General features: G+C 65.3%; 23 protein-coding genes and 1 riboswitch. Of the genes, 19 read left to right on the forward strand and 4 right to left on the reverse strand.

Annotation, left to right across the window (positions count from 1 at the left end; genetic code table 11):
* The first annotated feature begins 25 nt into the window (after positions 1–25).
* From AO716_RS14935 to AO716_RS14945, 3 genes are all read left to right on the forward strand, one after another.
* Positions 26–763, forward strand: a complete 738-nt coding sequence (locus AO716_RS14935; RefSeq protein WP_055242432.1) for a GAF and ANTAR domain-containing protein — start codon at positions 26–28, stop codon at positions 761–763.
* Positions 760–1812, forward strand: a complete 1053-nt coding sequence (locus AO716_RS14940; RefSeq protein WP_055242434.1) for a Gfo/Idh/MocA family oxidoreductase — start codon at positions 760–762, stop codon at positions 1810–1812. The genes AO716_RS14935 and AO716_RS14940 overlap by 4 nt, the downstream gene beginning before the upstream one ends.
* Before the next feature lie 85 nt (positions 1813–1897).
* Positions 1898–3229 carry an MFS transporter gene (locus tag AO716_RS14945; RefSeq protein WP_055242436.1) on the forward strand — a complete coding sequence of 444 codons (1332 nt, stop codon included), beginning with the start codon at positions 1898–1900 and terminating at the stop codon, positions 3227–3229.
* A 64-nt stretch (positions 3230–3293) separates the two neighbouring features.
* Here AO716_RS14945 and ald read toward each other — a convergent pair whose 3' ends face one another.
* Complete coding sequence (ald, locus tag AO716_RS14950; RefSeq protein ID WP_055242437.1) at positions 3294–4412, reverse strand: alanine dehydrogenase; 1119 nt, start codon at positions 4410–4412, stop codon at positions 3294–3296.
* An 89-nt stretch (positions 4413–4501) separates the two neighbouring features.
* A complete protein-coding gene (locus AO716_RS14955; RefSeq protein ID WP_055242439.1) occupies positions 4502–4960 on the reverse strand; it encodes a helix-turn-helix domain-containing protein in 459 nt (152 codons plus the stop codon).
* 172 nt (positions 4961–5132) lie between these two features.
* Here AO716_RS14955 and AO716_RS14960 point away from each other — a divergent pair, with 172 nt between their 5' ends.
* Positions 5133–6248 (forward strand): alcohol dehydrogenase catalytic domain-containing protein, encoded by a 1116-nt coding sequence (locus AO716_RS14960; protein WP_055242441.1) that lies wholly within the window; start codon positions 5133–5135, stop codon positions 6246–6248.
* Positions 6249–6387: 139 nt separating this feature from the next.
* On the opposite strand, the gene aceB is transcribed toward AO716_RS14960, so the two are convergent.
* Positions 6388–7986, reverse strand: coding sequence for a malate synthase A (gene aceB, locus AO716_RS14965; protein WP_055242443.1), 1599 nt, complete (start codon positions 7984–7986; stop codon positions 6388–6390).
* A 344-nt stretch (positions 7987–8330) separates the two neighbouring features.
* On the opposite strand from aceB, the gene AO716_RS14970 reads away from it, so the two are divergent.
* From AO716_RS14970 to AO716_RS14995, 6 genes are all read left to right on the forward strand, one after another.
* Positions 8331–8849 (forward strand): Asp23/Gls24 family envelope stress response protein, encoded by a 519-nt coding sequence (locus AO716_RS14970; RefSeq protein WP_055242445.1) that lies wholly within the window; start codon positions 8331–8333, stop codon positions 8847–8849.
* Between the two features lie 67 nt (positions 8850–8916).
* Positions 8917–9096 carry a hypothetical protein gene (locus AO716_RS14975; protein ID WP_055242447.1) on the forward strand — a complete coding sequence of 60 codons (180 nt, stop codon included), beginning with the start codon at positions 8917–8919 and terminating at the stop codon, positions 9094–9096.
* A complete protein-coding gene (locus tag AO716_RS14980) occupies positions 9093–9497 on the forward strand; it encodes an Asp23/Gls24 family envelope stress response protein (RefSeq protein ID WP_055242449.1) in 405 nt (134 codons plus the stop codon). The genes AO716_RS14975 and AO716_RS14980 overlap by 4 nt, the downstream gene beginning before the upstream one ends.
* Entirely contained in the window at positions 9494–10078 is a 585-nt protein-coding gene (locus AO716_RS14985) for a DUF6286 domain-containing protein (RefSeq protein ID WP_152970006.1), read from the forward strand. Before AO716_RS14980 ends, AO716_RS14985 begins: the two co-directional genes overlap by 4 nt.
* 25 nt (positions 10079–10103) lie before the next feature.
* The gene (locus AO716_RS14990) at positions 10104–10721 is read left to right on the forward strand and encodes an alkaline shock response membrane anchor protein AmaP (protein WP_152970007.1); all 618 of its coding nucleotides are present in this window, start codon (positions 10104–10106) and stop codon (positions 10719–10721) included.
* A gap of 114 nt (positions 10722–10835) precedes the next feature.
* The gene (locus AO716_RS14995; RefSeq protein WP_235472120.1) at positions 10836–11675 is read left to right on the forward strand and encodes a hydrolase; all 840 of its coding nucleotides are present in this window, start codon (positions 10836–10838) and stop codon (positions 11673–11675) included.
* Here AO716_RS14995 and cycA read toward each other — a convergent pair.
* Positions 11662–13152 carry a D-serine/D-alanine/glycine transporter gene (gene cycA, locus AO716_RS15000; protein ID WP_055242454.1) on the reverse strand — a complete coding sequence of 497 codons (1491 nt, stop codon included), beginning with the start codon at positions 13150–13152 and terminating at the stop codon, positions 11662–11664. The genes AO716_RS14995 and cycA overlap by 14 nt on opposite strands.
* A gap of 274 nt (positions 13153–13426) precedes the next feature.
* Positions 13427–13527, forward strand: a riboswitch (glycine riboswitch).
* A 143-nt stretch (positions 13528–13670) separates the two neighbouring features.
* Between cycA and gcvP the strand changes: the two genes are divergently transcribed.
* The 9 genes from gcvP to AO716_RS15045 all read left to right on the forward strand — a co-directional run bounded on the left by gcvP (position 13671) and on the right by AO716_RS15045 (position 24176).
* Positions 13671–16505 carry an aminomethyl-transferring glycine dehydrogenase gene (gene gcvP / locus AO716_RS15005; protein WP_055242456.1) on the forward strand — a complete coding sequence of 945 codons (2835 nt, stop codon included), beginning with the start codon at positions 13671–13673 and terminating at the stop codon, positions 16503–16505.
* 13 nt (positions 16506–16518) lie between these two features.
* Positions 16519–17640 carry a glycine cleavage system aminomethyltransferase GcvT gene (gene gcvT / locus AO716_RS15010; RefSeq protein WP_055242458.1) on the forward strand — a complete coding sequence of 374 codons (1122 nt, stop codon included), beginning with the start codon at positions 16519–16521 and terminating at the stop codon, positions 17638–17640.
* 307 nt (positions 17641–17947) lie between these two features.
* The gene (gcvH, locus tag AO716_RS15015) at positions 17948–18325 is read left to right on the forward strand and encodes a glycine cleavage system protein GcvH (protein WP_055242460.1); all 378 of its coding nucleotides are present in this window, start codon (positions 17948–17950) and stop codon (positions 18323–18325) included.
* Positions 18322–19623 (forward strand): serine hydroxymethyltransferase, encoded by a 1302-nt coding sequence (gene glyA, locus AO716_RS15020; protein WP_055242463.1) that lies wholly within the window; start codon positions 18322–18324, stop codon positions 19621–19623. Before gcvH ends, glyA begins: the two co-directional genes overlap by 4 nt.
* A 24-nt stretch (positions 19624–19647) precedes the next feature.
* Complete coding sequence (locus tag AO716_RS15025) at positions 19648–21069, forward strand: L-serine ammonia-lyase (protein WP_055242466.1); 1422 nt, start codon at positions 19648–19650, stop codon at positions 21067–21069.
* A 164-nt stretch (positions 21070–21233) separates the two neighbouring features.
* Positions 21234–21701, forward strand: a complete 468-nt coding sequence (locus tag AO716_RS15030; RefSeq protein ID WP_152970008.1) for a DUF4383 domain-containing protein — start codon at positions 21234–21236, stop codon at positions 21699–21701.
* A gap of 121 nt (positions 21702–21822) precedes the next feature.
* On the forward strand, positions 21823–22041 hold the full coding sequence (locus tag AO716_RS17615) for a hypothetical protein (RefSeq protein ID WP_055242469.1): 219 nt from the start codon (positions 21823–21825) through the stop codon (positions 22039–22041).
* 2 nt (positions 22042–22043) lie between these two features.
* Complete coding sequence (locus tag AO716_RS15040; protein ID WP_055242472.1) at positions 22044–22463, forward strand: ChaB family protein; 420 nt, start codon at positions 22044–22046, stop codon at positions 22461–22463.
* Positions 22464–22607: 144 nt separating this feature from the next.
* Positions 22608–24176, forward strand: coding sequence for an alanine/glycine:cation symporter family protein (locus AO716_RS15045; protein WP_055242474.1), 1569 nt, complete (start codon positions 22608–22610; stop codon positions 24174–24176).
* The last annotated feature ends 23 nt before the right edge of the window (positions 24177–24199 follow it).

Below are 24199 nucleotides of genomic sequence, written 5' to 3' on the forward strand. Positions count from 1 at the left end.
CTGGGCGGAAAAGGAACATTGCTCTATGGACGATCTAAGGTCTGCGACTGCTACCGCGGCGCAGCTGCAGGATCTGCTGATCCACCACGAAGACGTCTTGGAATTCCTCCAGCATCTGGCGCGGCTGAGTGCGTCGTCGCTGTCCACCCGCGGCACGGTTTACTGCGGAATCACCCTGCAGCGTTCGCGCGGGCACAGCTACACCGTTGCCAGCAGCGAGAGCGTTGCGCTTGAAATGGACGAGATGCAGTACGCGTTCGATGACGGTCCGTGCCTTCACGCGCTGCGGATCCACGAAGCCATCTACGTCCCGGACACGGCGGCCGACGAGCGCTGGCCCGACTACATGAAGCACGTGGTTTCACAGGGTGTGCGGTCCATGTACGCCGTCCCGCTGGCCCTGGAAGGCCACGCCAGGGCGGCGCTGAACCTCTACTCCCGCTCCGCCAATACCTTTGATGAGGATTTCCAGCGGGTCGCCCGTGCCTACGCATCGGAAGCTTCCCAGGCCCTCCGGCTTGCGGTGCGGATGTCACAGCGGGCGTCAACCGTGGAGGATCTGCAGGCTGTCCTCCAGTCCCGCACGGACATTGACCTGGCCATCGGGATCATCATGGGGCAGAACCGCTGTTCCCAAAGCGAGGCGTTCGAGACCCTTAAGCGCGCCTCCAACAGCAGGAACCTGAAGCTCAAGGTGCTGGCGGGGGAGATCGTGGCCAAGCTCAACGGGGCCCCTTCCCAGACACATTTCCAGCCCTCATGATCATTCCCGCCGACGCGGCTGGCCGCGCACCCCTGCGTACCGTTCTCTTCGGTTTTGGGCTGGGCGGACGGGTCTTCCATGCGCCCCTGCTTGAACAGGACGCCCGGTTCTCGCTGGATGTGATCGTCACTTCGGATCCCGGGCGCGCGCGTGCCGCTTCCGCCGCGTATCCGGGCGCCGTCGTAGTCCCCTCTGCTGACGCGGCGCTCGCGCTGGCAGGAGGTCTTGACCTTGCCGTCATCAGCACGCCGCCTGCCACACATGCACCCCTCGCGCTCGCGGCACTGGATGCGGGCCTCAACGTGGTGGTGGACAAGCCGTTCGCCCATTCCCCCGAGGCCGCGGCAGAGATGATGGCCGCTGCAGCCGCCGGAGGGAAACTTCTCTCCGTGTTTCAGAACCGGCGCTGGGACGGTGATTTCCTGACCCTGAAGGCACTGGTGGAACGTGGTGACCTGGGATCAGTGACCCGGTTTGAATCCCGGATGGAGTCCCATAAACCCGCCGTCACCAAGGCATGGAAAAAGCAGGCCGGAGCAGCCGAGGGAGGCGGGATCCTCTTTGACCTTGGACCGCACCTGATCGACCAGGCGCTCCAGCTCTTCGGGCCGGCCGAGCCGGTCTGGGCCGAAGTGCATGCGCGGCGGGAAGCCGGTGGACCTGACGACGACGTCTTTGTGGTCCTCCGGCATGACTCCGGCGTGCTCTCACATCTGTGGATGAATTCCCTGGCACCGCAGGCGGGGGAGCGGTTCCGCGTCACTGGAAGCAAAGCCGCCTGGACCAAGCGCGGAGTGGATCCGCAGGAAGCCCAGCTCGACGCCGGACTGCGTCCCGGAGACGCAGGCTACGGTTCCGAGGACCCGGCGGCGTGGGGGCGGCTGGGGGTGGACGGCAGCACCGTTGCAGTGCCGACGGAACCCGGCCGCTACCAGGACTACTACGCCGCAGTGGCCGCTGCGGTACAAGACGGAAAGCCAAACCCCGTGGACCCGGCGGATTCGCTGCGGGGGTTGGAAATGATACGGCAAATCCACGCAGGACTGTGATTCGCCAGTGGCCTGACGCGTAACGCCCCGGCATCAACGCGAGCGAAATCACGGTGTGGCAATCGTCTCGTTTAGCATTCTAGGAATGCACCTCAAAGACCGGATCGAAGACTCCGCCCTGAGCCGGCGGCAAGTCGGTATCATCGCAATTTGTACAGCTCTCTACATGATCGACGGCTTCGACGTCCTCGTCATGGCCTTCAGCGCCTCGGCAGTCTCTGCTGAATGGGACCTCAACGGCGCGGAACTCGGGTTCCTGCTCAGCGCTGCCCTGGTGGGCATGGCCGTGGGATCCATTTTTGTTTCCACCGTCGCAGACATCATCGGACGCCAGAAGACCCTGCTGATCGGGGTGTGCGTGGTCGCGGCGGGAATGTTCGCTTCGGTCTTTGCACCCTCCTATGAGGTATTGCTTCTGCTGCGCCTGATCACCGGCGTAGCTATTGGCACCCTGCAGGCAACCATCAACGTCTTTGCCTCCGAATTCTCCAACGCCAAGCGCCGCTCCACCGCGCTGGCGATTGTCAGCATTGGCCAGCCTGTGGGCGGTGTGCTCGGCGGACTCGTTACCGGTGCCCTGATCGCGTCCTTCGGCTGGCGCTCAGCCTTCCTGTTCGGAGCCCTGGCTACTCTCGTCATGATTCCCCTGGTACTGAAAGTGCTGCCGGAATCCATCGACTACCTGTCGGTGCGCCGCCCGGCCAACGCTCTGGAACGCATCAACAAGACCCTGCGCAGCATTGGCCAGGCCCCCGTGGATGAGCTGCCGGAGGCGGCGCCCCGCGGCGAGAAGAAGTCCCGCTTCGCGGACGTGCTCACCGGCGTGAATGCCCGCCGCACCATCCTGCTCTCACTGGCCTACTTCATCCTTATGGCCAGCTTCTACTTCGCGAACTCCTGGACACCCAAGCTCATCACCGCCAGCGGGTTCAGCGCCCAGGACGGCATCAACGCCGGTGTGCTTTTCAGCGTCGGTGCCATCACCGGTGCCGTGGTGCTTGGCGTCTTCGGCTCGCGCTTCGAGATGCGGCGCGTCCTGGCCGTCTTCTTCGTAGTCGGTGCCGCCACCTTCGTGGTCTTCGCCAACTCCACGGAAGGATCCCTGCCGCTGGCGCTCTTCGCTGCAGCGCTGGTGGGCTTCGGATCCAACGCCCCGATCGCCGGCATGCTGGCGATTAGTCCTACGTATTACGACTCCGAGGTCCGCGGCACCGCTCTGGGCCTGGTCATCGGCATGGGCCGTGTGGGCGCGATTGTCTCGCCGATCCTGGCCGGCAGCCTGATCGACGGCGGCTGGACGCCCGGGGATCTGTACTTCCTGTTCGTGATCCCCATGGGACTTGGCGCCGTCGTCATCTCGATGCTGGGCGCTCCGGTCCTCCGCGGCGCAGCAGCCAAGGTTCCGGTTTCCCACTAGTCCATCAACCACGAAGGCCGGCAGTCCCATACGGGGCTGCCGGCCTTCGTGGTTAACGGGGCCGCTAGGGAGCAACCAGCTCTCTCCAGCCTTCGGTCAGCTCAAGTCCGTGGGCGTCAGAGACGGAGTGGTGGGTCACTGCGCCGTTGGCGATGTTCAGGCCGCGGGAAAGCGCCGGGGATGCCTCGAACGCATCATGCACGCCCTTGTCCGCCAGTGCGGCGGCGTAGGGCAGGGTGACGTTGGTGAGCGCATAGGTGGAGGTGTTGGGCACCGCACCGGGCATGTTGGCCACGCAGTAGAACAGGGAACCGTGGACACGGAACGTCGGGTCCTCGTGCGTGGTTGGCCGGCTGTCTTCGAAGCAGCCGCCCTGGTCCACGGCGATGTCAACCAGCACCGAGCCCGGCTTCATCCTGGCCACCATGTCATTGGTGACAAGCTTCGGGGCACGGGCTCCGGGAACCAGTACCGAACCAATTACCAGGTCCGCGTCCAGCAGGGCACGCTCAATCTCAAACGCGTTGGAGGCCACGGTCTTGATCCGGCCGGCATACAGGGCATCGAGTTCCCGCAGCCGGTTGATGTTGATGTCCAGGACGGTGACGTCCGCGTGCGCGCCAACGGCGACGGCAACGGCGTTGGTTCCGGCAACGCCGGCACCCAGCACCACCACCTTGGCGGGGCGGACGCCGGGCACCCCGCCCAGCAGCAGGCCGGGGCCACCTGCAGGCGCCATCATGCACTGCGCGCCTACCTGAACGGCCAGGCGGCCGGCCACTTCGGACATGGGAGCCAGCAGCGGCAGGGCGCGTCCCTCCTGGACTGTCTCATAGGCAATGGCGGTGACGCCTGAATCCATCAGCGCGCGGGTCAGCTCCGGAGCAGCGGCCAGGTGCAGGTAGGTGAAGAGGATCAGCCCGGGGCGGAAGTACTGGTACTCCGAGGCGATGGGTTCCTTGACCTTCAGGATCATGTCCGAACGCTTCCAGACATCTCCGGCAGATGCCGTCAGTTCAGCCCCTGCCGTTGAATATTCCTCATCGGTAATATTCGATCCGGCACCTGCCCCGGCCTCTACCAGGACTGTGTGGCCGCGCGTGGTCAGTTCATGAACACCCGAGGCGGTGATGGCCACGCGGTATTCGTTGTTCTTGATTTCTTTGGGGATACCGATAATCACTTTTTGCTCCGTTAAATGGAAGTACGAGTGGAACCAAACCAATACATAGCTAGCGAGCAGGTGTGCGGAGCCGCCCTGCGGCGGTACTCCTAGGTATCAGTCCCCCCTGGTTTTCCGTCCCCGCCCCGGGCGGCCTTCGCGGCGCGCTGCTCGCGCTGCGACTGGAGCCAGGCCTCGACGTCGGACATCCGGATCCGGCGGTGGGTCCCGCGGTACTCAACGGGTATCACCCCGGCGTCGGTGAGGTTGCGCAGGTAGGTGTGGGAGATCCCGGCAGCGGCAGCTGCCTGGGAGGTGGTGAGCAGCGGATTGTGCCCGCGGGCTTCACCGTCACGCTCAACCGCCGCCTCGGCGGTTGAGGAGACGGTGACTGCTTTGCCCGTGGCGAGCCGGCCGAGCAGGTCCAGGACCGCGTCCCGGGCTGCAGGCGGCAGCCGCAGTGCAGTGCCGTCAACGAACACCGTGACATCGCCGGCGGAAAGCGCCCGGTCCAGTGCCTTGGCGTCCTTGCCGGTCAGTGCGGGGGTGGTCCTGCTCTGTTGGCTCATGCATCACATCTTGCCAAATGAAACGGGCCGGAAACATGAACCCGCGTCACAGAAGTGCACGCCGCGTCGCCGGAGTGTGTCCTTGGCTGCCGGCCCGCACCGTGCTGGAATGGTTGCCAGCCGGTGCCGGCGCTGACTCGCCAGGCATCATCCGCCGATTCAAAGGGGAATCATGAGCAGCCGAACCATTCGCGGGGCAGTCCTTGAACGCACCGGAGCGGAGCGGCCATATGCCCGAAGCCGTCCGCTGACCGTGACGGAACTGCAGCTGGACGGCCCCGGCCCCGGAGAAGTGCTGGTCCGAATCGAAGCCGCCGGCGTTTGCCACTCGGATCTCTCCGTGGTTAACGGAAGCCGGATCCGTCCGCTGCCGATGCTGCTGGGGCACGAAGCCGCGGGGAGGATTGAGGAGCTTGGCCCCGATGTTCCGGGCCTGGCTGTGGGACAGCGGGTGGTGATGGCGTTCCTGCCGCGGTGCGGCGAGTGTGCGGCCTGCCGGACCAACGGCAAGATGCCCTGCACTCCCGGCAGCGCCGCTAACAATGCCGGTACCCTGCTTGGCGGCGGCATTCGGCTCGCCAGGAACGGCGAACCGGTGCTGCATCACCTCGGTGTCTCTGCCTTCGCCACCCATTCCGTCGTCAACTATCGGTCGCTGGTGGCCGTGGAGGACGATGTTCCGCCGGCAGTTGCTGCCCTGCTCGGCTGCGCAGTGCTCACCGGAGGGGGAGCAGTGATGAACGCTGTGCGGCCGGGCCCGGAAGACGACGTCGCCGTGGTTGGACTGGGCGGCGTGGGCATGGCGGCGCTGCTGGCCGCCAGGGCAGCGGGAGTGCGCCGCGTGATTGGCGTGGATGCCCTGCCTGAAAAACTGAAGCGTGCCCTGGAACTGGGTGCAGATGCCGTGTACTTCCCGGAGGAAGCAGCCGCAGAGGGAATCCGTGCCGCGCTCACCGTGGAGGCCGCAGGCCATCCCCGCGCCTTCGAGACTGCCGTGAACCTCACGGCCCCGGGCGGCACCACAGTCACGGTTGGGCTCCCTGCCCCGGACCAGCGCTCCGAAATAACGCCGCTGACCCTCACAGCGGAGGCCCGGACAATCATCGGCAGCTATCTGGGGTCGGCGGTGCCGTCCCGCGATATCCCGGTTTACGCGGACCTCTGGCGCCAGGGAAAGCTGCCCGTCGAAGAGCTGGTTTCCTCCGAGGTCGCGCTGGAGGACATCAATGAAGCCATGGACACCCTGGCGGACGGGCAGGCCATCCGCCAGGTAATCCACTTCGAGTGACCGGCGCCCGCCGGACCGGAACATCATAGTGCCGGACGGACCGGGTTAGGCGGCTTTAATACTCCGAAGCGAGCCCTGCGAGCGAAGGAGTTTCGTTGCCGCCGTTCCGGTCCGCCCGGCGCTGCCGGGCCCGGCGAACCTAGTCCACCAGCTCGTACGCCGGCAGAGTAAGGAACTCGGCGTAATCCTCCGCGAGGCTGATCCGGCCGATCAGCTCGCTGGCCGGCGCGTAGTAGCGGTTGAACTTCTCCTCATCCACCTCACCCCTGAGCCGCTCCGTTTCCTCAGCGAGCAGCCGCTTGACCAGTTCCGGAGTGACGGTTTCGCCGGTGTCCTCCAGGGTCACCGCGTTGCGGACCTGCTGCCAGACCTGGGAACGGGAGATTTCGGCAGTTGCGGCATCTTCCATGAGGTTGTGGATGGCCACCGCGCCGTTGCCCGAAAGCCAGACCGCGCTGTAGGCCACTGCCACGTAGAGGTTGGAGCGCAGGCCTGCCTCGGTGATCGAGCCCTCGGCAGTGGTGACGTCCAGCAGGTCCCTGGCTGTGACCTGGACGTCCTCGCGAAGCTTGTCCACCTGGTTGGGCTTCTCGCCCAGCACGGAGTCGAAGACCTCCCGGCAGGTATCCACCATGTCCGGGTGCGCCACCCAGGAACCATCGAAGCCGTCATTGGCTTCACGGGTCTTGTCTGCGGTGACCTTTTCAAACGCCTTGGCGGTCGTTTCAGGCTCGCGCCGGTTGGGGATGAAGGCTGCCATGCCGCCCATTGCGAAGGCTCCGCGGCGGTGGCAGGTCTTGACCAGCAGCTCCGTGTAGGCGCGCATGAACGGTGCGGTCATCGCGACGTCGGCCCGGTCGGGGAGCAGGAAGTCCTTCCCGGAGTCTCGGAACACCTTGATCATGCTGAAGAGATAGTCCCACCGTCCGGCGTTCAGCCCTGCCGCGTGGTCGCGCAGCTCGTACAGGATTTCCTCCATCTCGAAGGCGGCCGGAATAGTCTCGACCAGCACGGTGGCCCGCACCGATCCCTGGGGCACGCCCACGTAGTCCTGGGCGAACACGAAGACGTCGTTCCAGAGCCTGGCTTCGAGGTGGCTCTCCATCTTGGGCAGGTAGTAGTAGGGGCCCTGGCCGTTTTCCAGCAGCTGCTTGGCGTTGTGGAAGAAGTGCAGGCCAAAGTCCACGAGCGCCCCCACCGCGGGTTCGCCGTCAATCATCACGTGCTTCTCCGGCAGGTGCCAGCCGCGCGGGCGCATGACAACGACGGCGAGGGGTGCGTCCGTGCGGAGCACATATTCCTTGCCCTCGGGAGAGGCGAAGGCAAGCTCCCCGCGGGCTGCGCGGTAAAGGTTGTATTCGGCGTCGACCACGTTGTGCCAGGTGGGGGTGGACGCGTCCTCGAGGTCCGCGAGCCAGACCTTGGCACCGGAATTCAAGGCGTTGATGGCCATCTTTGCGGGGGACGCAGGCCCGGTCATCTCCACGCGGCGGTCCTGGAGCGCCGGCGGTGCCGGTGCCACCTGCCAGTCGCCGTCCCGGATCTGCGCGGTCTCGGGGAGGAAATCGAGGGGCTCCCCTGCGGCGATGGCTTCGCGGCGTGCGGTGCGCGCGGCAAGCAGATCGTTACGGGTGGGTGCGAAGCGGTGGTGGAGTTCTTCGATGAACGCCAGGGCTTCCGGAGTCAGGATCGTTCCGGCACCTTCAGCGGGGTTGAGGTCGGTTACTTCGATGGCCATGGTTTCTCCTCTCGCGAGTCGGCGTAGTCCTGCCTGACCGCGTCGTCGAAATGCAGCTGTGCCCCTGAAAGTACGGGGCCAGGCGCAGGGTGTAAACCCGTCTTTTTGATCCGTTCGGACTCAAAAATGAAAACTTGTTTCCGTATCGTGAATATACGGGCCCACAACTGGCTGGGGCAAGGTCACCCGGGTCCCGGGTCTGTTTGGTTTTCCGGCGGTGGATTGAAATCGCGCTCCGGACCCGGGAAATATTCCGGCGGGCGTGACGTTCGGGCACCGGTGCGCCCTTAATGGAAGGTACGGCGATCCCTCTCCGGGATCCCCCTCTTCAGGAGATGAGTGCCATGGCAGAATCCTCCCAAAGTCCTGGACAATCCACCGCATCATCGGCGACGGCCAGGGAAAGTACTGAGAGGGACAGCGACCTCTCGCAGCACCGGCCCTCTGGTCCGCTGCACACTCCCCGCGGAGACACCACGATCGAAGAAACCGTGGTGCAGAAACTGGCAGGCATAGCCACCCGCGAAGTCCCCGGCGTCTTCGCCATGGGAAATGCCGCCCGGCGCGCATTCAGTGCCGTCACCGAACGTATCCCCGGATCCCAGACCAACTACGGCAACGGCGTGAGCGTGGAGAAGGGCGAGCGGCAGGCGGCGGTGGATGTCAGCGTGATCGTCGAGTACGGCTATTCAATCGTTGAAGTCAGCCAGGCTATCCGCACCAATGTGATCCGCTCTGTGGAGAACGCCACCGGACTTGAAGTCCTGGAAGTCAACGTGAACGTCACCGACGTCCATCTCCCGGACGACGACAGCGACGATGACAGCCAGCCGCAGAAGAAACAGCCGGGGCGGCTGGAGTAAGGGCAGGGGTCCGTATTCGGGGCGGGCCGAATCCATAACGTACTAATACGTCCAAAGGAGAGCACCGATGAATGCAACAAGATGGTGCCTGGTAATCGGATTGGTCTTGGGTATTGTGCTGGCCTTCGGGGGGTGGTTCGCGTTCCTCGTGACCGTTCTCTTCGGCCTGATAGGTCTTGTGGTTGGTCTCGTGGCTGACGGCAAACTGGACATGGCCGGCATGTTTGGCCGTGCCGCAAGCCGATGACCACGATGCAGGTGGAGACAGCACGCCGTCCACGGCGGGCCGTGGAAGACCGGGGCAGCACGTCAATGTCCCGCAAGGTCCTGGAGAAGATCGCCAGCCAGGTGGCCCGTGACGAAACCGATGCGGGCGGAACCACTGGCGGGTTTCTGGGCATCGGGTCGAGGGCAGACTTTTCCGCCCGCCCGGAGGCATCCGTGGAATTGGCGGGAAACATCGCCAGCCTTCGGGTGACTGTCGGCCTGCCTTATCCCGTGCCGCTGCGCCAGGCCACGCATGAACTGCGCGAGCGGATCGCCGGCCGGGTCACGGAGCTGACCGGTGTGCAGGTGCGGCAGGTGGACATCACCGTGGCGTGGCTGCGGCCACGGCCGGCATCCTCCGGACGGCGGAACCTGCTGTGAGCGCCGAGTCGCCTCCGGTGGCCCTGCGCCGGCGGCCCAGCCGTTCGGTTGCCGCAACCATTTGCGCCGTCGTGCTTCTGGCGCTCGGCGTCGCCGCTGTGGTGGCGGCGCTGCTTCGGCTAACCTCCGGAACGTGGCCGGAAGCGGTGACGGCACCGCTGGACTGGCTGGCCGAATCAGCGTGGAACAGTCCGGGAGTCTGGGCTGCGGGCATTGCGCTCGCTGCCGCCGGGCTGGTGCTGCTGCTGGCAGGAATTGTGCCCGGACGCTTTCACGACCTGCCGGTTCGGCTGCCGGCGGGGGACCGGTCTGCCGAGCAGGCAACGTCCGGCGGGCCGAGCGCGGTAATGTCCCGCCGGGCGGTCGCACAGCTGGCAGCCGCCACCTGTGAACACATCGACGGCGTTTCCTCCGCCTCGGCCACGGCTACGGACCGGGATGTGCGGGTCACGGTGACGACGGCGCTGCATGACACCCAGGACTTGCAGCGGTGGGTCAGTGACGGGGTGCATTCGCGGCTGGAAGCCTCAGGCCTGGATCCCGTGCCGCGGGTCCGGGTGTCCATCCGTTCACGGGAGTGACACGGCGTACCTGGAAGGACGCAGCATGCGACACCATGCAGGAGCCATGAACCGGACCTGGCTGATCATCCTTGGGATTGTTCTGCTGGCTGCCGGGGCAGCATCCATCCTCTTTTCATCGGGGCTTATGGCGCAAATGACCGGCGGGAACCTGGCCGGCGCAGACGACCCGGTCCTCTCCGACGGGCCCGGCGTGCTGGAAACGCTTCCGGCTTCGGCTGTGCTGATCGGCGGCATCATTCTGGGGCTGCTGGGGCTGTGGTGGATCCTTGCCGAGGTTCCCCGGCGGCGCGCCGCATCCAGTTACCGGCTCCACGAGGACCCGGCCCGCGGGATCACCCGGTGCGACCCCGCGGTGCTGGCCGCGGCCGTGGAGGATGATGCCTCGTCCCTGCCGGGTGTGGTCAGCAGCTGGGCACTGCTGCGCGGCACCGCCGAGTCACCGGATCTCGCCCTCCGCCTGACGCTGAACGAACGGGCCGATGTGCAGGAGGCACTGCGTCGCGTGCGCAGCGACGTGCTGCCGAACCTCAGCCGTGCACTGGAAGTTCCCCTCCACACGGCGGGCATTGCCTTGGAAGTCAGCGGACGTCCCGCCCAGCTGGGAAGCACGGTGGAATCCACCGGCACCGTTGTGTACTGAGTTGCCAAATCGTTATCGGCGCAGGTCCGCGATCTGGCCGGCAACGGTTTTGCCTCGCGGCTGCGCGCGGTAGCCTGAACCGCACTTCGGCCATTCCTGGTGACGGACGGGTTCATGACCATGGTGCAGCATTACCGGGAGGCACTGCCTCCAAACGACTATCCGATCTGCGTCACGTGCGGGACCCAGTATGGCGGGCCCCGGGCGGACTGTCCGGTGTGCCTGGATGAACGGCAGTACGTTCCGCTTTCCGGCCAGGCCTGGACCACGCTCTCCAAGCTGCGTTCCGGTGCCCGCCGCGCCAGCATCCATCCGCAGGGCCCCGGGGTGCTTGGAATCGGCTCCGAACCCAAGTTCGCCATTGGGCAGCGCGCCCTGCTGGTGAAGGCACTGGACGGCAACGTCCTCTGGGACTGCGTCCCGTACCTGGATGAGGAGATGATCGACCTCATCAACGCGGAAGGCGGCCTGACGGCCATTGCCATCAGCCACCCCCACTACTACGCCATCATGGTGGACTGGGCGCGGGAATTCGGGGTCCCCGTGTATCTGCACAGCGCGGACCGGGAATGGGTGGGCCGCACTGACCCCGCCCTGCAGTTCTGGGACGGAGACCGGCTGGAGCTGGCTGAAGGACTGGTTCTTTACCGCCCCGGCGTCCACTTTCCCGGCGGCACGGTGATGCACTGGGCGGACGATCCGGACGGTCTGGGAGCACTGTTCAGCGGAGATATCATCCAGGTGATCCCGGACTTCACCCATGTGGCATTCATGTACAGCTACCCGAACCTGATTCCGGAACGCCCGGACGTGGTGGAGGCAGCTGCTGAGCTGCTGGCGCCGCTGTCCTATGAACGCCTGTATGGCGCATGGTGGGACTACATCCTGCCCAACGGAGCAGACCGGATCGTGCAGGACTCAGCCCGCCGCTACCTCAAGTTCACACGCGGCTGAGCTGCTCCACAGCCTTCCGCTCAGCTTCGGCCATGGCCTTGTACTCAGCGACCCGCGCCTGATGCAGCGGCGTGCGGCGCAGCAGGGCGTAGGCCCCGCCCAGCAGGGCAAACCAGATGGGCGTAACCAGCAGCGCGGTCAGGGTGTCCGGCTGGGTAGTGAGCGCCCAGACGATGAACACGAAGAAGGCTAGCACCACGTACACCATTACGCGGCCGCCGGGGAGCTTGAACTTCGACTCCGCATGCAGCTGCGGGCGGCGCCGGCGGTAGGTGAGGTAGCTGAAGAGGATGATGGTCCACACGAACATAAAGCAGAGCGCGGAAATGGTGGTCACCAAGGTGAAGGCGGCGCTGACGGAGTCGCCCGCATACAGCAGCACAACACCGGCCAGCAGGAAGGTGCAGGAGAAGAACAGGGCGTTCTGCGGCACCTTGCGGCGGGACAGCCGCCCGAACGCCTCGGGGGCATCGCCGTCGTGCGCCAGGCCGAAGACCATCCGGGACGTGGAGTAAATGCCCGAGTTCGCCGACGACGCAGCGGAGGTCAGCACCACGAAATTCACGACGGCGGCTGCCGTTCCCAGCCCCGCCAGGGCGAACATGCCCACGAAGGGGCTTTCCTCGGCGTTGAAGTCGGTCCAGGGGATCACTGACATCAGGACCACCAGGGCACCTACGTAGAAGAGCATGATGCGCAGCGGAATGGAGTTGATTGCCTTCGGGAGGTTCTTCTCCGGGTCCTTGGTCTCCGCGGCGGCGGTGCCGACCAGTTCAATGCCGACAAAAGCGAACACTGCGATCTGGAATCCGGCCACGAAGCCCATGGGGCCGGTGGGGAAGAATCCGCCGTTCTCCCACAGGTTCTCGAACCCGGCAGTGGTTCCGGGCTCCGACTCGAAGCGCGTAAGGATCATGACCAGGCCCACGACGATCAGCGTCAGAATGGCGATGATCTTGATCAGGGCGAACCAGAACTCGGTCTCGCCGAAGGCCTTCACCGTGGGAAGGTTCAGTGCAAGCAGCAGGATGATGCACGCAAGGGCAGGAATCCAGAGCGGTATTTGGGCCCACCAGAAGGTTACGTAGTGGGCGATTGCCACGACGTCGGCGATTCCCGTGACCACCCAGCAGAACCAGTAGGTCCACCCGGTGAAGAATCCGGCCCAGGGGCCGAGCAGGTCAGCCGCGAAGTCGCTGAACGACTTGTAGCGGAGGTTGGAAAGCAGCAGTTCGCCCATCGCCCGCATCACGAAATACAGCATGAAGCCGATGATCATGTAGACGAAGATGACTGAGGGACCGGCGACGGAGATGGTCTTGCCTGACCCCATAAACAGGCCGGTGCCAATAGCTCCGCCAATGGCGAGGAGCTGGATGTGGCGGCTGGACATCGAACGCGCAAGGCCCGGGTCTTTGGAGCTGGAAACTGCAGCTGAATGGTCCGTGGCTGAAGCGGGGGTGGAGCTACCTGGCATGGAGTTCTTTCTCGTTGGCGCCGAGTCGGCGCACCGCCGCCACGACACGCGGCTGGCATCAATATGCACAGATATTTAATGAAGCCTCATGAGAGGTGGCGGAACCGCCGACCAATTCAGTTTCGGCAGTGCTTTGGGGCATGTCAATTTGGCCGTCCGGCCCTCCGGGCCTTCCAGCGCCGTGCCGGGCAGGACATGCGGCCAAAGTCATACCTTGATGGGGGCTGTCCGGCGGGCTAAAGTCAGGGTGCAGCCACAATTCAATATGCCTTTACCAGCCGTGGCGGGAGAGTCCCGCGCATCAATGCAGACGCGGGCGCCGTAGGAGCAAACCCTCCCCGGGAATCTCTCAGGCCCCTGTACCGCCATGGCGAGGCAACTCTGGAAAGCAGGACCGGCATGCCGGTTCTCACCGACGGTGCAAGCGGATAACACCCGCGGAATCTCTCAGGTCCAATACAGAGCGGGGAGGAAGCCCGTCGCATTGGCGTACCCTCGCCCGCCCCCTGGAGCCTCCCATGACAGCAGTCCCGTCCACCGCAGCCTTCGTTGACCGCCATATCGGCGCCCGCGCCACTGAAACCGATGCCATGCTCAAGGCCGTCGGCTACGACAGCCTTGAGAACCTGGTGGACAGTGCGGTTCCCGCCGCCATCCGCCAGGACGCCCCGCTGGTGCTGAACGCCGCCCGGACCGAGCAGGAAACCCTCGCCGAGCTCCGCCGCATCGCCGCGAAGAACAAGACCGCCGTGCAGATGATCGGCCAGGGGTACTTCGACACCCACACTCCGCCGGTGATCCTGCGCAACGTCGTGGAAGACCCGGCCTGGTACACCGCCTACACCCCGTACCAGCCGGAAATCTCGCAGGGCCGGCTCGAAGCGCTGCTGAACTTCCAGACCATGGTCCAGGACCTCACCGCCCTGCCGGTGGCCAATGCCTCCCTGCTGGATGAAGCCACGGCCGTCGCCGAGGCCGTCCTGCTGATGCGCCGCTCCAACAAGGCCAAGTCCGAAGGCAAGATCGTTCTGGATGCCGACGCGCTGCCCCAGACCATCGCAATCGTCCGCGGCCGGGCCAAGGCCCTGGGCTTCGACGTCGAGGTTGTTGACTTTGCTGCCGGCCTGCCCGACGGCGAGATCACCGGCGTCGTGCTCCAGCAGCCCGGCGTTTCCGGCGCTGTCCGCGACTTCTCCGGCATCATTGCCGATGCCAAGGAGCGCGGCGCGCTGGTCACCGTCGCAGCTGACCTCCTGGCCCTCACCCTGCTGACCCCTCCGGGAGAACAGGGCGCGGACATCGCCGTGGGCTCCGTTCAGCGCTTTGGTGTTCCCCTGTTCTTCGGCGGACCGCACGCTGCCTACATGGCGGTGCGCAAGGGCCTGGAGCGCTCGCTGCCCGGCCGCCTGGTCGGCGTCTCCAAGGACTCCGCCGGAACTCCGGCCTACCGCCTGGCACTGCAGACCCGTGAGCAGCACATCCGCCGCGAGAAGGCGACGTCCAACATCTGCACCGCGCAGGCACTGCTGGCCATCGTGGCCTCCATGTACGCCGTCTACCACGGTCCTGAAGGACTGAAGGCTATCGCCCTGCGTGCCAACGGCCACGCCCGTGCCCTGGCCACCGCGCTCACGAACGCCGGAATCGAACTGGCTTCGGACACCTTCTTCGACACCGTCACCGCCCGGGTTCCCGGCCGTGCCGCGGAGGTCGTGGCTGCCGCTGAAGCCAAGGGCATCAACCTGCGGCTGATCGACGCGGACACCGTGGGTGTCTCCGCAGACGAGACCACCACGGATGCAGTAATTGCCGACGTCGCGGCCGCCTTTGGTGCTGAGGCTGCTGAGGCAGCCGGGTTCGAGCTGCCCGCCGAACTGCTGCGCACCTCTGACTTCATGACCCACCCGGTCTTCTCCTCCTACCGCTCCGAAACCCAGATGCTGCGCTACCTGCGCCGCCTCTCGGACCGCGACCTGGCGCTGGACCGGACCATGATCCCGCTGGGCTCGTGCACCATGAAACTCAACGCCACCGCTGAAATGCAGGCCATGACCTGGCCCGAGTTCGCCTCGATCCACCCCTTCGCCCCGGATTCCCAGACCGAGGGCTGGCGCGAACTGATCGCGGACCTCGAAGCCCAGCTGGCCACGATCACCGGGTACGACCAGGTGTCCATCCAGCCCAACGCCGGATCCCAGGGTGAGCTGGCCGGCCTGCTCGCCATCCGCGGTTACCACCACTCCCGCGGCGACGAGCAGCGCAACATCTGCCTGATCCCCGCCTCCGCGCACGGCACCAACGCCGCCTCGGCCGTTCTGGCCGGCATGAAGGTTGTAGTCGTCGGAACTGCCGGCGACGGCGCGATCGACCACGCGGACCTGCGCGCCAAGATTGACGCGCACCGGGAGAACCTGGCCGCGATCATGATCACCTACCCCTCCACGCACGGTGTGTACGACGACGACGTCCGCGACGTCTGCGAAGCGGTGCACGAGGCAGGCGGCCAGGTCTACATCGACGGCGCCAACCTCAACGCCCTGGTGGGCCTCGCCCAGCCCGGCGAGTTCGGCGGCGACGTCTCCCACCTGAACCTGCACAAGACGTTCTGCATCCCGCACGGCGGCGGCGGCCCCGGCGTCGGTCCGGTTGCAGCAAAGGCGCACCTGGCACCGTTTATGCCCGGCAACGCCGCAGCCTGGGACGGCGGGGACGACATCCCGATTTCCGCATCCCGCTTCGGTTCAGCCGGTGTCCTGCCCATCTCCTGGGCCTACGTCCGCCTGATGGGCGGCGAGGGCCTCACCGCCGCCACCAAGAGCGCCCTGCTGGCCGCCAACTATGTGGCAGCCCGCCTGAACGACTACTTCCCGGTGCTGTACACCGGCAAGGGCGGACTGGTGGCGCATGAGTGCATCCTGGACCTGCGCGAGCTCACAGCGAAGACCGGCGTCACCGCCGAGGACGTGGCCAAGCGCCTGGTGGACTACGGCTTCCACGCTCCGACCCTGTCCTTCCCGGTGGCAGGCACGCTTATGGTGGAGCCCACCGAATCCGAGGACCAGGGCGAGATTGACCGGTTCATCGACGCGATGATCGCCATCCGCGGCGAGATCGACCAGGTCGCAGCCGGCGACTTCCCGGTACAGGAAAGCCCGCTGCGCCACGCCCCGCACACCGCGACCGTAGTGGCCGGCAACGAGTGGAACCGCCCCTACCCGCGAGAGCAGGCTGCCTTCCCGCTGAAGACCCTGCGCATGGACAAGTACTTCCCGCCGGTCGGCCGCATTGACGGCGCAGCGGGGGACCGCAACCTGGTGTGCTCCTGCCCGCCGATCGAAGACTTCGAAAACTAAGGGGACAGACGCAATGACCGAGCAGTACACAGCGCTCTACGAAGAGCACAAACGCCTGGGTGCCTCCTTCACTGACTTCGGCGGCTGGCAGATGCCCCTGAAATACAGCTCCGAACTGGCCGAGCACCACGCCGTCCGCAAGGCTGCGGGACTCTTCGACCTCTCCCACATGGGCGAAGTCGAAGTCACCGGACCGGACGCCGCGGCGTTCCTGGACTACGCGCTGACCGGCAGGCTCTCCGCCGTGGCGGTTGGCCGCGCCAAGTACTCGCTGATCACGAACGCTGACGGCGGAATCATCGATGACCTGATCAGCTACCGGCTGGGTGAAGACGAATACCTGGTGGTGCCCAACGCGGGCAACGCCGCCGTCGTCGCCGCTGAGCTGGCTGCCCGCGCCGAAGGCTTCGACGTCGCGGTGCAGGACAAGACGGCCGAGACTTCCCTCGTGGCGGTTCAGGGCCCCGAGGCCGAGGCCATCCTGCTGGACCTGGTGCCTGCCGATTTCCGGGACGCGGTGACCGGCATGAAGTACTACGCCGCAGCTCCCGTTGAGCTGACTATCGGCGGCAGCTCGCACACTCTGCTGGTGGCACGCACCGGCTACACCGGCGAAGACGGTTTCGAGATCTACGTCCCGAATGACGACGCCGCTGCCCTGTGGCAGGCGCTTCTTGCCGCCGGCGAAGGCCACGGACTCGTTCCGGCGGGCCTGGCCTGCCGTGACTCGCTGCGTCTGGAAGCCGGTATGCCCCTCTACGGCAACGAACTCTCCCTTGAGGTGGATCCGTACGCTGCCGGCCTGGGCGGCGTCGTCGCCCTCTCCAAGGACAGCGACTTTGTGGGCCGCGAAGCCCTCGCAGCCAAAAAGCAGCAGACTCCGGCACGCAAGCTGGTTGGCCTCAAGGGCTCCGGCCGCCGTTCGGCCCGTTCCCACTACCCGGTCCTTAAGGACGGCGAGACCATCGGCGAAGTCACCTCCGGCGCTCCGAGCCCAACCCTCGGCTACCCGGTCGCCCTGGCCTATGTCGATGCCTCCCACGCCGAACTCGGCACCACCCTCGACGTCGATCTCCGTGGCAAGCCCGAACCCTTCGAAGTAGTCCAGCTCCCCTTCTACAAGCGCGACAAGTAAGACACCACTCTCCGTCGAGAGGCCACTTACGACTCTTTTCAGCCCTGAAACGAGCCGTAACTGCCCTCTCGATGGGGGAACATGGCACCTCAGCCGGACTGGACTCGGTGGTGGCGGGGCTTTTCGTGTAGCCCCGCATCGCCGAGCGAGGAACGAGCGAGACAGTGAAAGATCCAGGGCCCCTCTCCGAGCTTGCGAGGAGGAGGGCGGGATCTGGAACGCTAAGGGGCGGCGAAAGGCTCTGCCTCCGCCGCCCCGGACCTAGACTTTGAACCAGTTGTTCACACCACTTGAAAGGCACATCCCAATGAGCAAAGTTGACTCTTCCCTCCGCTACTCCGCCGAACACGAGTGGGTGGACGCTTCCAGCCCGGTAAAGGTTGGCATCTCCGCCGTTGCCGCTGACGCCCTGGGCGACGTCGTCTACGTCGACCTTCCCGCCGTCGGCGACACCGTCACTGCAGGCGAGACCTGCGGCGAAGTTGAATCCACCAAGTCCGTTTCGGACCTGTACGCCCCGGTTTCCGGCACCATCGTGGAAATCAACCAGGAAGCCGTGGACAACCCGGCCATCCTGAACGAGGACCCGTACGGCGCCGGCTGGCTGTTCACCGTTGAAGTCACGGAGGAGGGTGCGCTGCTGAGCGCCGCAGAGTACGCGGAGAAGAACGGCGGCGAGCTGTGACCGATTACCTGAACTCCCACCTCGCGGAGATCGATCCCGAGGTTGCCGAGCAGATCGACAACGAGCGTCGCCGCCAGCAGGAGGGGCTGGAGATGATCGCCTCCGAGAACCATACTGCGGTGTCGATCATGGAAGCCCAGGGCTCCGTGCTCACCAACAAGTACGCCGAGGGCTACCCCGGGCGCCGCTACTACGGCGGCTGCGAATACGTGGACGTCATTGAGCAGCTGGCAATCGACCGGGCCAAGGAACTCTTCGGCGCAGGTTTCGCTAACGTCCAGCCGCACTCCGGTGCACAGGCCAACGCCTCGGTGATGCATGCGCTGATCCGTCCGGGTGACACCGTGCTGGGGCTTTCCCTGGCTGACGGCGGCCACCTGACGCACGGCATGAAGATCAATTTCTCCGGCCGGCTGTACAACATCGTTCCCTATGGTGTGGACGAAACCACCCACACCGTGAACATGGACGACGTCGCGCGCCTGGCCCGTGAGCACAAGCCGAAACTGATTGTCGCCGGCTGGTCCGCGTACGCCCGCCAGCTGGACTTTGAGGCATTCCGCGCCATCGCGGACGAGGTGGGTGCCTACCTCATGGTGGACATGGCGCACTTTGCCGGACTGGTCGCGGCCGGACTGCACCCCAGCCCGGTTCCGCACGCCCACGTGGTTACCTCCACGACGCACAAGACCCTTGCCGGTCCGCGCGGCGGCATCATCCTGTCCAACGACGCGGACATTGCCAAGAAGATCAACTCCGCCGTCTTCCCGGGCCAGCAGGGCGGGCCGCTGGAGCACGTGATTGCAGGCAAGGCGACCGCACTGAAGATCGCCGGCACCCCCGAGTTCCGCGAACGCCAGGAACGCACCCTGGCCGGTTCACGGATCCTGGCCGAACGGCTGCTCTCCGAAGACGTCGCTGCCAAGGGAATCTCCGTGGTTTCCGGGGGCACTGACGTGCACCTGGTCCTGGTGGACCTGCGCAACGCTGAACTGGACGGCCAGCAGGCCGAGGACCGCCTCGCGCAGATCGACATCACGGTCAACCGCAACGCCGTACCGTTCGATCCGCGGCCGCCGATGGTTACCTCGGGTCTTCGCATCGGCACCCCGGCCCTGGCCACCCGCGGGTTTGGCGAGGAAGCGTTCGGTGAAGTCGCGGACATCATCGCACTGGCCCTCACCGCCGGGAACGGCGAGGATCTCAGCGCGCTCAGGGACCGCGTCCATACCCTGGCCGCGGCCCACCCGCTCTACCCGCAGGTCGCCGACCTGGCCGGAGCACCCGCCCGCGCCTGATCGGCGCGAACCAAAGGACACCGCATGGCTGTAGGCGTTTTCGACCTCTTCACCGTAGGCATCGGCCCTTCGAGTTCCCACACCGTGGGGCCGATGAGGGCAGGCGCGGCCTTCGCCGCGGAGCTCGCCGACGCCGGTGTCCTTCCCTCCGTGGCCGGTCTCCGCGTGGATCTTTACGGATCCCTCGCGGCGACCGGCCGCGGGCACGGCACCTTTCCTGCCGTCCTCCTGGGGCTGGAAGGCTTTGCGCCGGAGGAAATCCTCCCGGAGCAGATGGAGGAACGGCTCGCGGAGATAGAAGCGAGCGGCAAGATCCAGCTGGGCAGCGAGCTTGAGGCCGCCGGCGGCGTCGGAGTGGTCCTTGAATACGGGATCGAGGACATGGTGCTCCATCCGCTCACCGTCCTGCCGCGCCACACCAACGGCATCCGGTTCGCCGTCAGCGGCGCCGACGGCGAAGTCCTCCATGAAGCCACGTTCTTCAGCGTGGGTGGCGGGTTCATCGTGCGCGACGGCGAGGAGGAGACAGCCGCCGTCGAACTCGAAGCCTCCAAACAGGCCCTGCCGTATCCCTTCCGCACCGCCGTTCAGCTGCTGGAACACTGCACCGCCAACGGACTCTCCATCAGCCAGGTGATGCTGGCCAACGAACTGGTGTCCCGGTCCGAAGAGGAGATTCGAGCCGGACTGCTGCACATCCGCGACGTGATGGACCAATGCAAGGATTCCGCGATCGCCCGCTACGGCCTGCTGCCCGGAGGACTCAAGGTCCGGCGTCGGGCGCCCCAGTGGCACACGCGGCTGCGCGAAGAAGACCCTAACCGTGACCCTCGCTTCTGGCAGGAGTGGGTGAACCTGGTGGCGTTGGCCGTGAACGAGGAGAACGCGTCCGGCGGCCGCGTCGTCACCGCACCGACCAACGGTGCTGCAGGCATCATCCCCGCCGTGCTCTTCTACGCGACGCACTACGGCCCCGGCATGGACACTGCCGGTCCGGAACAGAAGGACGACGCCGTTGTCCGGTTCCTGCTCGCAGCCGGCGCGATCGGGGTGCTCTACAAGGAGCAGGCCTCGATTTCCGGCGCGGAGGTGGGCTGCCAGGGCGAGGTGGGGTCGGCGTCGTCCATGGCCGCCGCTGGCCTGGCCGAAATCCTGGGCGGCTCGCCGGAACAGGTGGAGAATGCCGCGGAAATTGCGATGGAGCACAACCTTGGGCTGACCTGCGATCCAATCGGCGGGCTGGTGCAGGTGCCGTGCATCGAGCGGAACGCCATCGGCGCCGGCAAAGCGGTCAACGCCGCCAAGATGGCGCTGTGGGGCGACGGCGAGCACCGGGTCTCCCTCGACGAGGTTATTGTGACCATGCGCGAAACCGGCCGGGACATGAGCTCGAAGTACAAGGAGACCGCCATGGGCGGCCTCGCCGTGAACGTTGTGGAGTGCTGAACCGGCACTCCCGACGCCGTTCCGGCCGGTATGGCAGATGCGCGGACACGCCCGGCCCCATGCGACACGGCTGAGCGTGCAACTCATTGCTAAGTCTGCTTACCATATTGGCTCACGCGGCGGCCTCTGAGCTGCCGAAGCACTCTGAGGGAACGGAGGACTGTATGACTGAGACCAATACTGGTTCTGCGCAGAACCGCGGACGCACGAATATCCAGAAAGCTTCCCTGGCTTACGGGGTGGTTTTCCTCCTGGTGGGCGTCATGGGATTCATCCCGGGCATCACCACTAACTATGAGTCACTCGCCGGCGCCGGGCACCACTCCGAGGCGCTCCTGCTGGGTATCTTCCAGGTGTCCATTCTGCATAACGTTGTTCACCTGCTCTATGGTGTTGCCGGTCTGCTGCTGGCGCGCAGTGCCGGCGGTGCGCGTGCCTTCATGCTCTGGGGAGGCGTGGTCTACCTTGTGCTGTGGATCTACGGCCTGGTGATCGACGGCGAATCGACGGCCAACTTTGTCCCGCTGAACAATGCGGACAACTGGCTGCACCTCTTCCTTGGTGTCACCATGATTGGCCTCGCCCTTCTGCTCACACGCAGCCGGGACCGCGCCGCCGCGCACCCGGCCTAGGGCCCGGACCCGGCGGCGGCAGCCGGCCTGCGGGCCGGCTGCCGCCCGGGGTTGAGCACACGTCCGCCCGATGGTAGACAGTAAGGACGCTTAGTAAGTCGCCGACCGGAAGGAACGCATCATGGCCGAACGCGGAAACAGCACCCACGGGCGCCGCATGGATGAGGAAATGAAGCAGGAGACGCAGAACCTGACTCGAAATGCCGTCCCGGACCACGTGGAGGAATGGCGCCAGCCGGAGCCGGTGGCCGATGAAACCGACAGTGTCGAAGTGCAGGATGTGATGGGGGTTGCCCAGGAAGCGGAAGCTTCCGTCATTCAGCCGGAGGGGGATGACTAAGAATGCCCAAGACCACCAAAACCGGCAAGGCCAAAAAGAGCGAGCTGCCATCAACCCTTGAGCGCTCAGATAAGAAGGCGCAGGACACTTTCGCGAAGACCTATGACTCCGCGCTGGAGGAGTATGGCGACGAGCAGCGGGCGGCGCAGACTGCCTACGCCTCGCTGAAGCGCACGCATGAGAAGGTGGGTGACCACTGGGAACCCAAGGATTCCAGTGGACCGTCGGACAAAAAGGCCGAACAGGGCCGGAAATCCGATGCCCGGACAGCCGGGGGAGTGGATGCCAATGCTTCGAAGGAGCATCTGTACGACGTTGCGTCCAAGCTGGACATTAGCGGCCGCTCGAAGATGAACAAGGACGAGCTGGTGGATGCCATCCAGAAGGCCAACCAGAAAGAGACGCGGAAGTCCCGCTCCTAGTCCTGGCGTGCAGGTGATGCCTGCCGCGCGTCACCCGTCCGCCGGTCCAAAACGCCCCTCCTGTGATTTGAATTACAGGAAAAGGTAGGGCAAGCTGAACAGCACAATTCGTCAGCTGGCTTACTAATCCGGGGGTATTGTCCAATGGGCCGCAGCGTAATCGTGCCGACCGAGTCGGAACCCAGCGGCCTGCTGGGGCAGGTGGACAGCTCCGTGAACGAGTTCATGGAGCCCATAGCCACGGCCTTCAACGACATAGTTTTCTTTCCGCTGACGATCGGGGACTTTAGTTTCCCCATAGTGGTGGCTTGGCTGATCATTGCCGGGGTGGTCATCACCATCTACTTCGGATTTATCCAGTTCCGCGGGCTGAAGGTGTCCGGGCAGGTAATCCGCGGAAAGTTCTCCACTAAACAGGACCCGGGAGAAGTCCCCCATTTCCAGGCCCTCACCTCAGCCCTTTCCGGCACGGTGGGCCTGGGCAACATCGCCGGCGTCGGCGCCGCCATGGCACTCGGCGGACCCGGAGCCACGTTCTGGATGATCCTGGCGGGACTTCTGGGCATGGCCACCAAATTCGCGGAATGCACGCTGGGCGTCAAATACCGCCAGGTCCATGAAGACGGCACAGTCAGCGGCGGACCGTTCAAATATCTTCCCGTGGCGTTCAAACGGTTCGGCTCGCTGCCGGCCAAAGTGCTGACCGGCGTGTTTGCCGTCGCGATCCTGCTCTTCGGCGTGGCCGGCGGCAACATGTTCCAGGCCAACCAGACCTTCGCACAGGTGCGCAACGCCACGGGCGGTGACGAAGGGTTCCTGGGATCCGACGGCGCGGCGCTGATCTTCGGAGCGATTCTCGCTGCCCTCGTGGCCATCGTGATCCTCGGCGGAATCAAGTCCATCGGCGCAACCACCTCCAAACTGGTCCCCGCAATGGCCGCCGTGTACCTCGTCGCCTGCGTAGCTGTCATCGCCGCCAATTTCGAAAACATTCCGTCCGCCGTCGGCGCCATCATCGAAGGAGCGTTCCGGCCGGAGGGCTTCGCCGGCGGAATCCTCGGCGTCATGATCATCGGCTTCCAGCGGGCCTCCTTCTCCAACGAGGCCGGCGTGGGTTCCGCCGCGATCGCACACTCGGCCGTCAAGACCCGCCGCCCGGTCAGCGAAGGCTTTGTGGCGATGCTCGAACCGCTCGTGGACACGGTGCTGATCTGTACCATGACGGCTCTGGCCATCATCATGGCCGGCGCACCGAGCCTGCAGGCCGGCATCGACCAGGTGCAGGGCGGGGGAGGGGCGCCCGACGGCGTCATCCTCACCTCCGATGCCTTCGCCACGGTGCTGCCGTGGTTCCCGATCGTGCTCTCGGTCGCCGTCGCGCTCTTTGCCTACTCAACCCTGATCACGTGGTCCTACTACGGACTGAAAGCCTGGGAATACCTCTTCGGCCGCGGACGCATGCGGGAGATCATCTACAAGGTCATCTTCCTGACGTTCACCGTCGCCGGGTGCGTTCTCTCCTTCAGCCAGGTCATCAGCTTCACCGACGCGGCGCTGTTCATCTGCGCTTTCGTGAACCTGCTCGGGGTGTACCTGCTCCTGCCGGTGATCAAGCGGGAAATGAAGAAGTACCTCGCCGACCGGAAGAGCGGGAAGCTGGACATCCTGGGCATCGAGGACGAGGAGATTGAGGACGCCGCGCCGGCGCGCTAGCGGGTTCCTTTCCTTCAAACCGA

Origin of the sequence: Arthrobacter sp. Edens01 (assembly GCF_001307035.1) — a bacterium.
GTDB lineage: Bacteria > Actinomycetota > Actinomycetes > Actinomycetales > Micrococcaceae > Arthrobacter_B.

Bases quoted from the DNA above. Each gene is read 5' to 3' on its own strand.
- gcvT (WP_055242458.1), top strand. From the start codon at position 16,519: ATGACCGAGCAGTACACAGCGCTCTACGAAGAGCACAAACGCCTGGGT.
- AO716_RS15025 (WP_055242466.1), top strand. From the start codon at position 19,648: ATGGCTGTAGGCGTTTTCGACCTCTTCACCGTAGGCATCGGCCCTTCG.
- AO716_RS14940 (WP_055242434.1), top strand. From the start codon at position 760: ATGATCATTCCCGCCGACGCGGCTGGCCGCGCACCCCTGCGTACCGTT.
- AO716_RS15030 (WP_152970008.1), top strand. From the start codon at position 21,234: ATGACTGAGACCAATACTGGTTCTGCGCAGAACCGCGGACGCACGAAT.
- AO716_RS14980 (WP_055242449.1), top strand. From the start codon at position 9,093: ATGACCACGATGCAGGTGGAGACAGCACGCCGTCCACGGCGGGCCGTG.
- gcvP (WP_055242456.1), top strand. From the start codon at position 13,671: ATGACAGCAGTCCCGTCCACCGCAGCCTTCGTTGACCGCCATATCGGC.
- AO716_RS17615 (WP_055242469.1), top strand. From the start codon at position 21,823: ATGGCCGAACGCGGAAACAGCACCCACGGGCGCCGCATGGATGAGGAA.
- AO716_RS15040 (WP_055242472.1), top strand. From the start codon at position 22,044: ATGCCCAAGACCACCAAAACCGGCAAGGCCAAAAAGAGCGAGCTGCCA.
- AO716_RS14960 (WP_055242441.1), top strand. From the start codon at position 5,133: ATGAGCAGCCGAACCATTCGCGGGGCAGTCCTTGAACGCACCGGAGCG.
- gcvH (WP_055242460.1), top strand. From the start codon at position 17,948: ATGAGCAAAGTTGACTCTTCCCTCCGCTACTCCGCCGAACACGAGTGG.
- cycA (WP_055242454.1), bottom strand. From the start codon at position 13,152: ATGCCAGGTAGCTCCACCCCCGCTTCAGCCACGGACCATTCAGCTGCA.
- AO716_RS15045 (WP_055242474.1), top strand. From the start codon at position 22,608: ATGGGCCGCAGCGTAATCGTGCCGACCGAGTCGGAACCCAGCGGCCTG.
- AO716_RS14955 (WP_055242439.1), bottom strand. From the start codon at position 4,960: ATGAGCCAACAGAGCAGGACCACCCCCGCACTGACCGGCAAGGACGCC.
- AO716_RS14970 (WP_055242445.1), top strand. From the start codon at position 8,331: ATGGCAGAATCCTCCCAAAGTCCTGGACAATCCACCGCATCATCGGCG.
- AO716_RS14945 (WP_055242436.1), top strand. From the start codon at position 1,898: ATGCACCTCAAAGACCGGATCGAAGACTCCGCCCTGAGCCGGCGGCAA.
- AO716_RS14975 (WP_055242447.1), top strand. From the start codon at position 8,917: ATGAATGCAACAAGATGGTGCCTGGTAATCGGATTGGTCTTGGGTATT.
- AO716_RS14995 (WP_235472120.1), top strand. From the start codon at position 10,836: ATGACCATGGTGCAGCATTACCGGGAGGCACTGCCTCCAAACGACTAT.
- aceB (WP_055242443.1), bottom strand. From the start codon at position 7,986: ATGGCCATCGAAGTAACCGACCTCAACCCCGCTGAAGGTGCCGGAACG.
- AO716_RS14935 (WP_055242432.1), top strand. From the start codon at position 26: ATGGACGATCTAAGGTCTGCGACTGCTACCGCGGCGCAGCTGCAGGAT.
- AO716_RS14990 (WP_152970007.1), top strand. From the start codon at position 10,104: ATGCGACACCATGCAGGAGCCATGAACCGGACCTGGCTGATCATCCTT.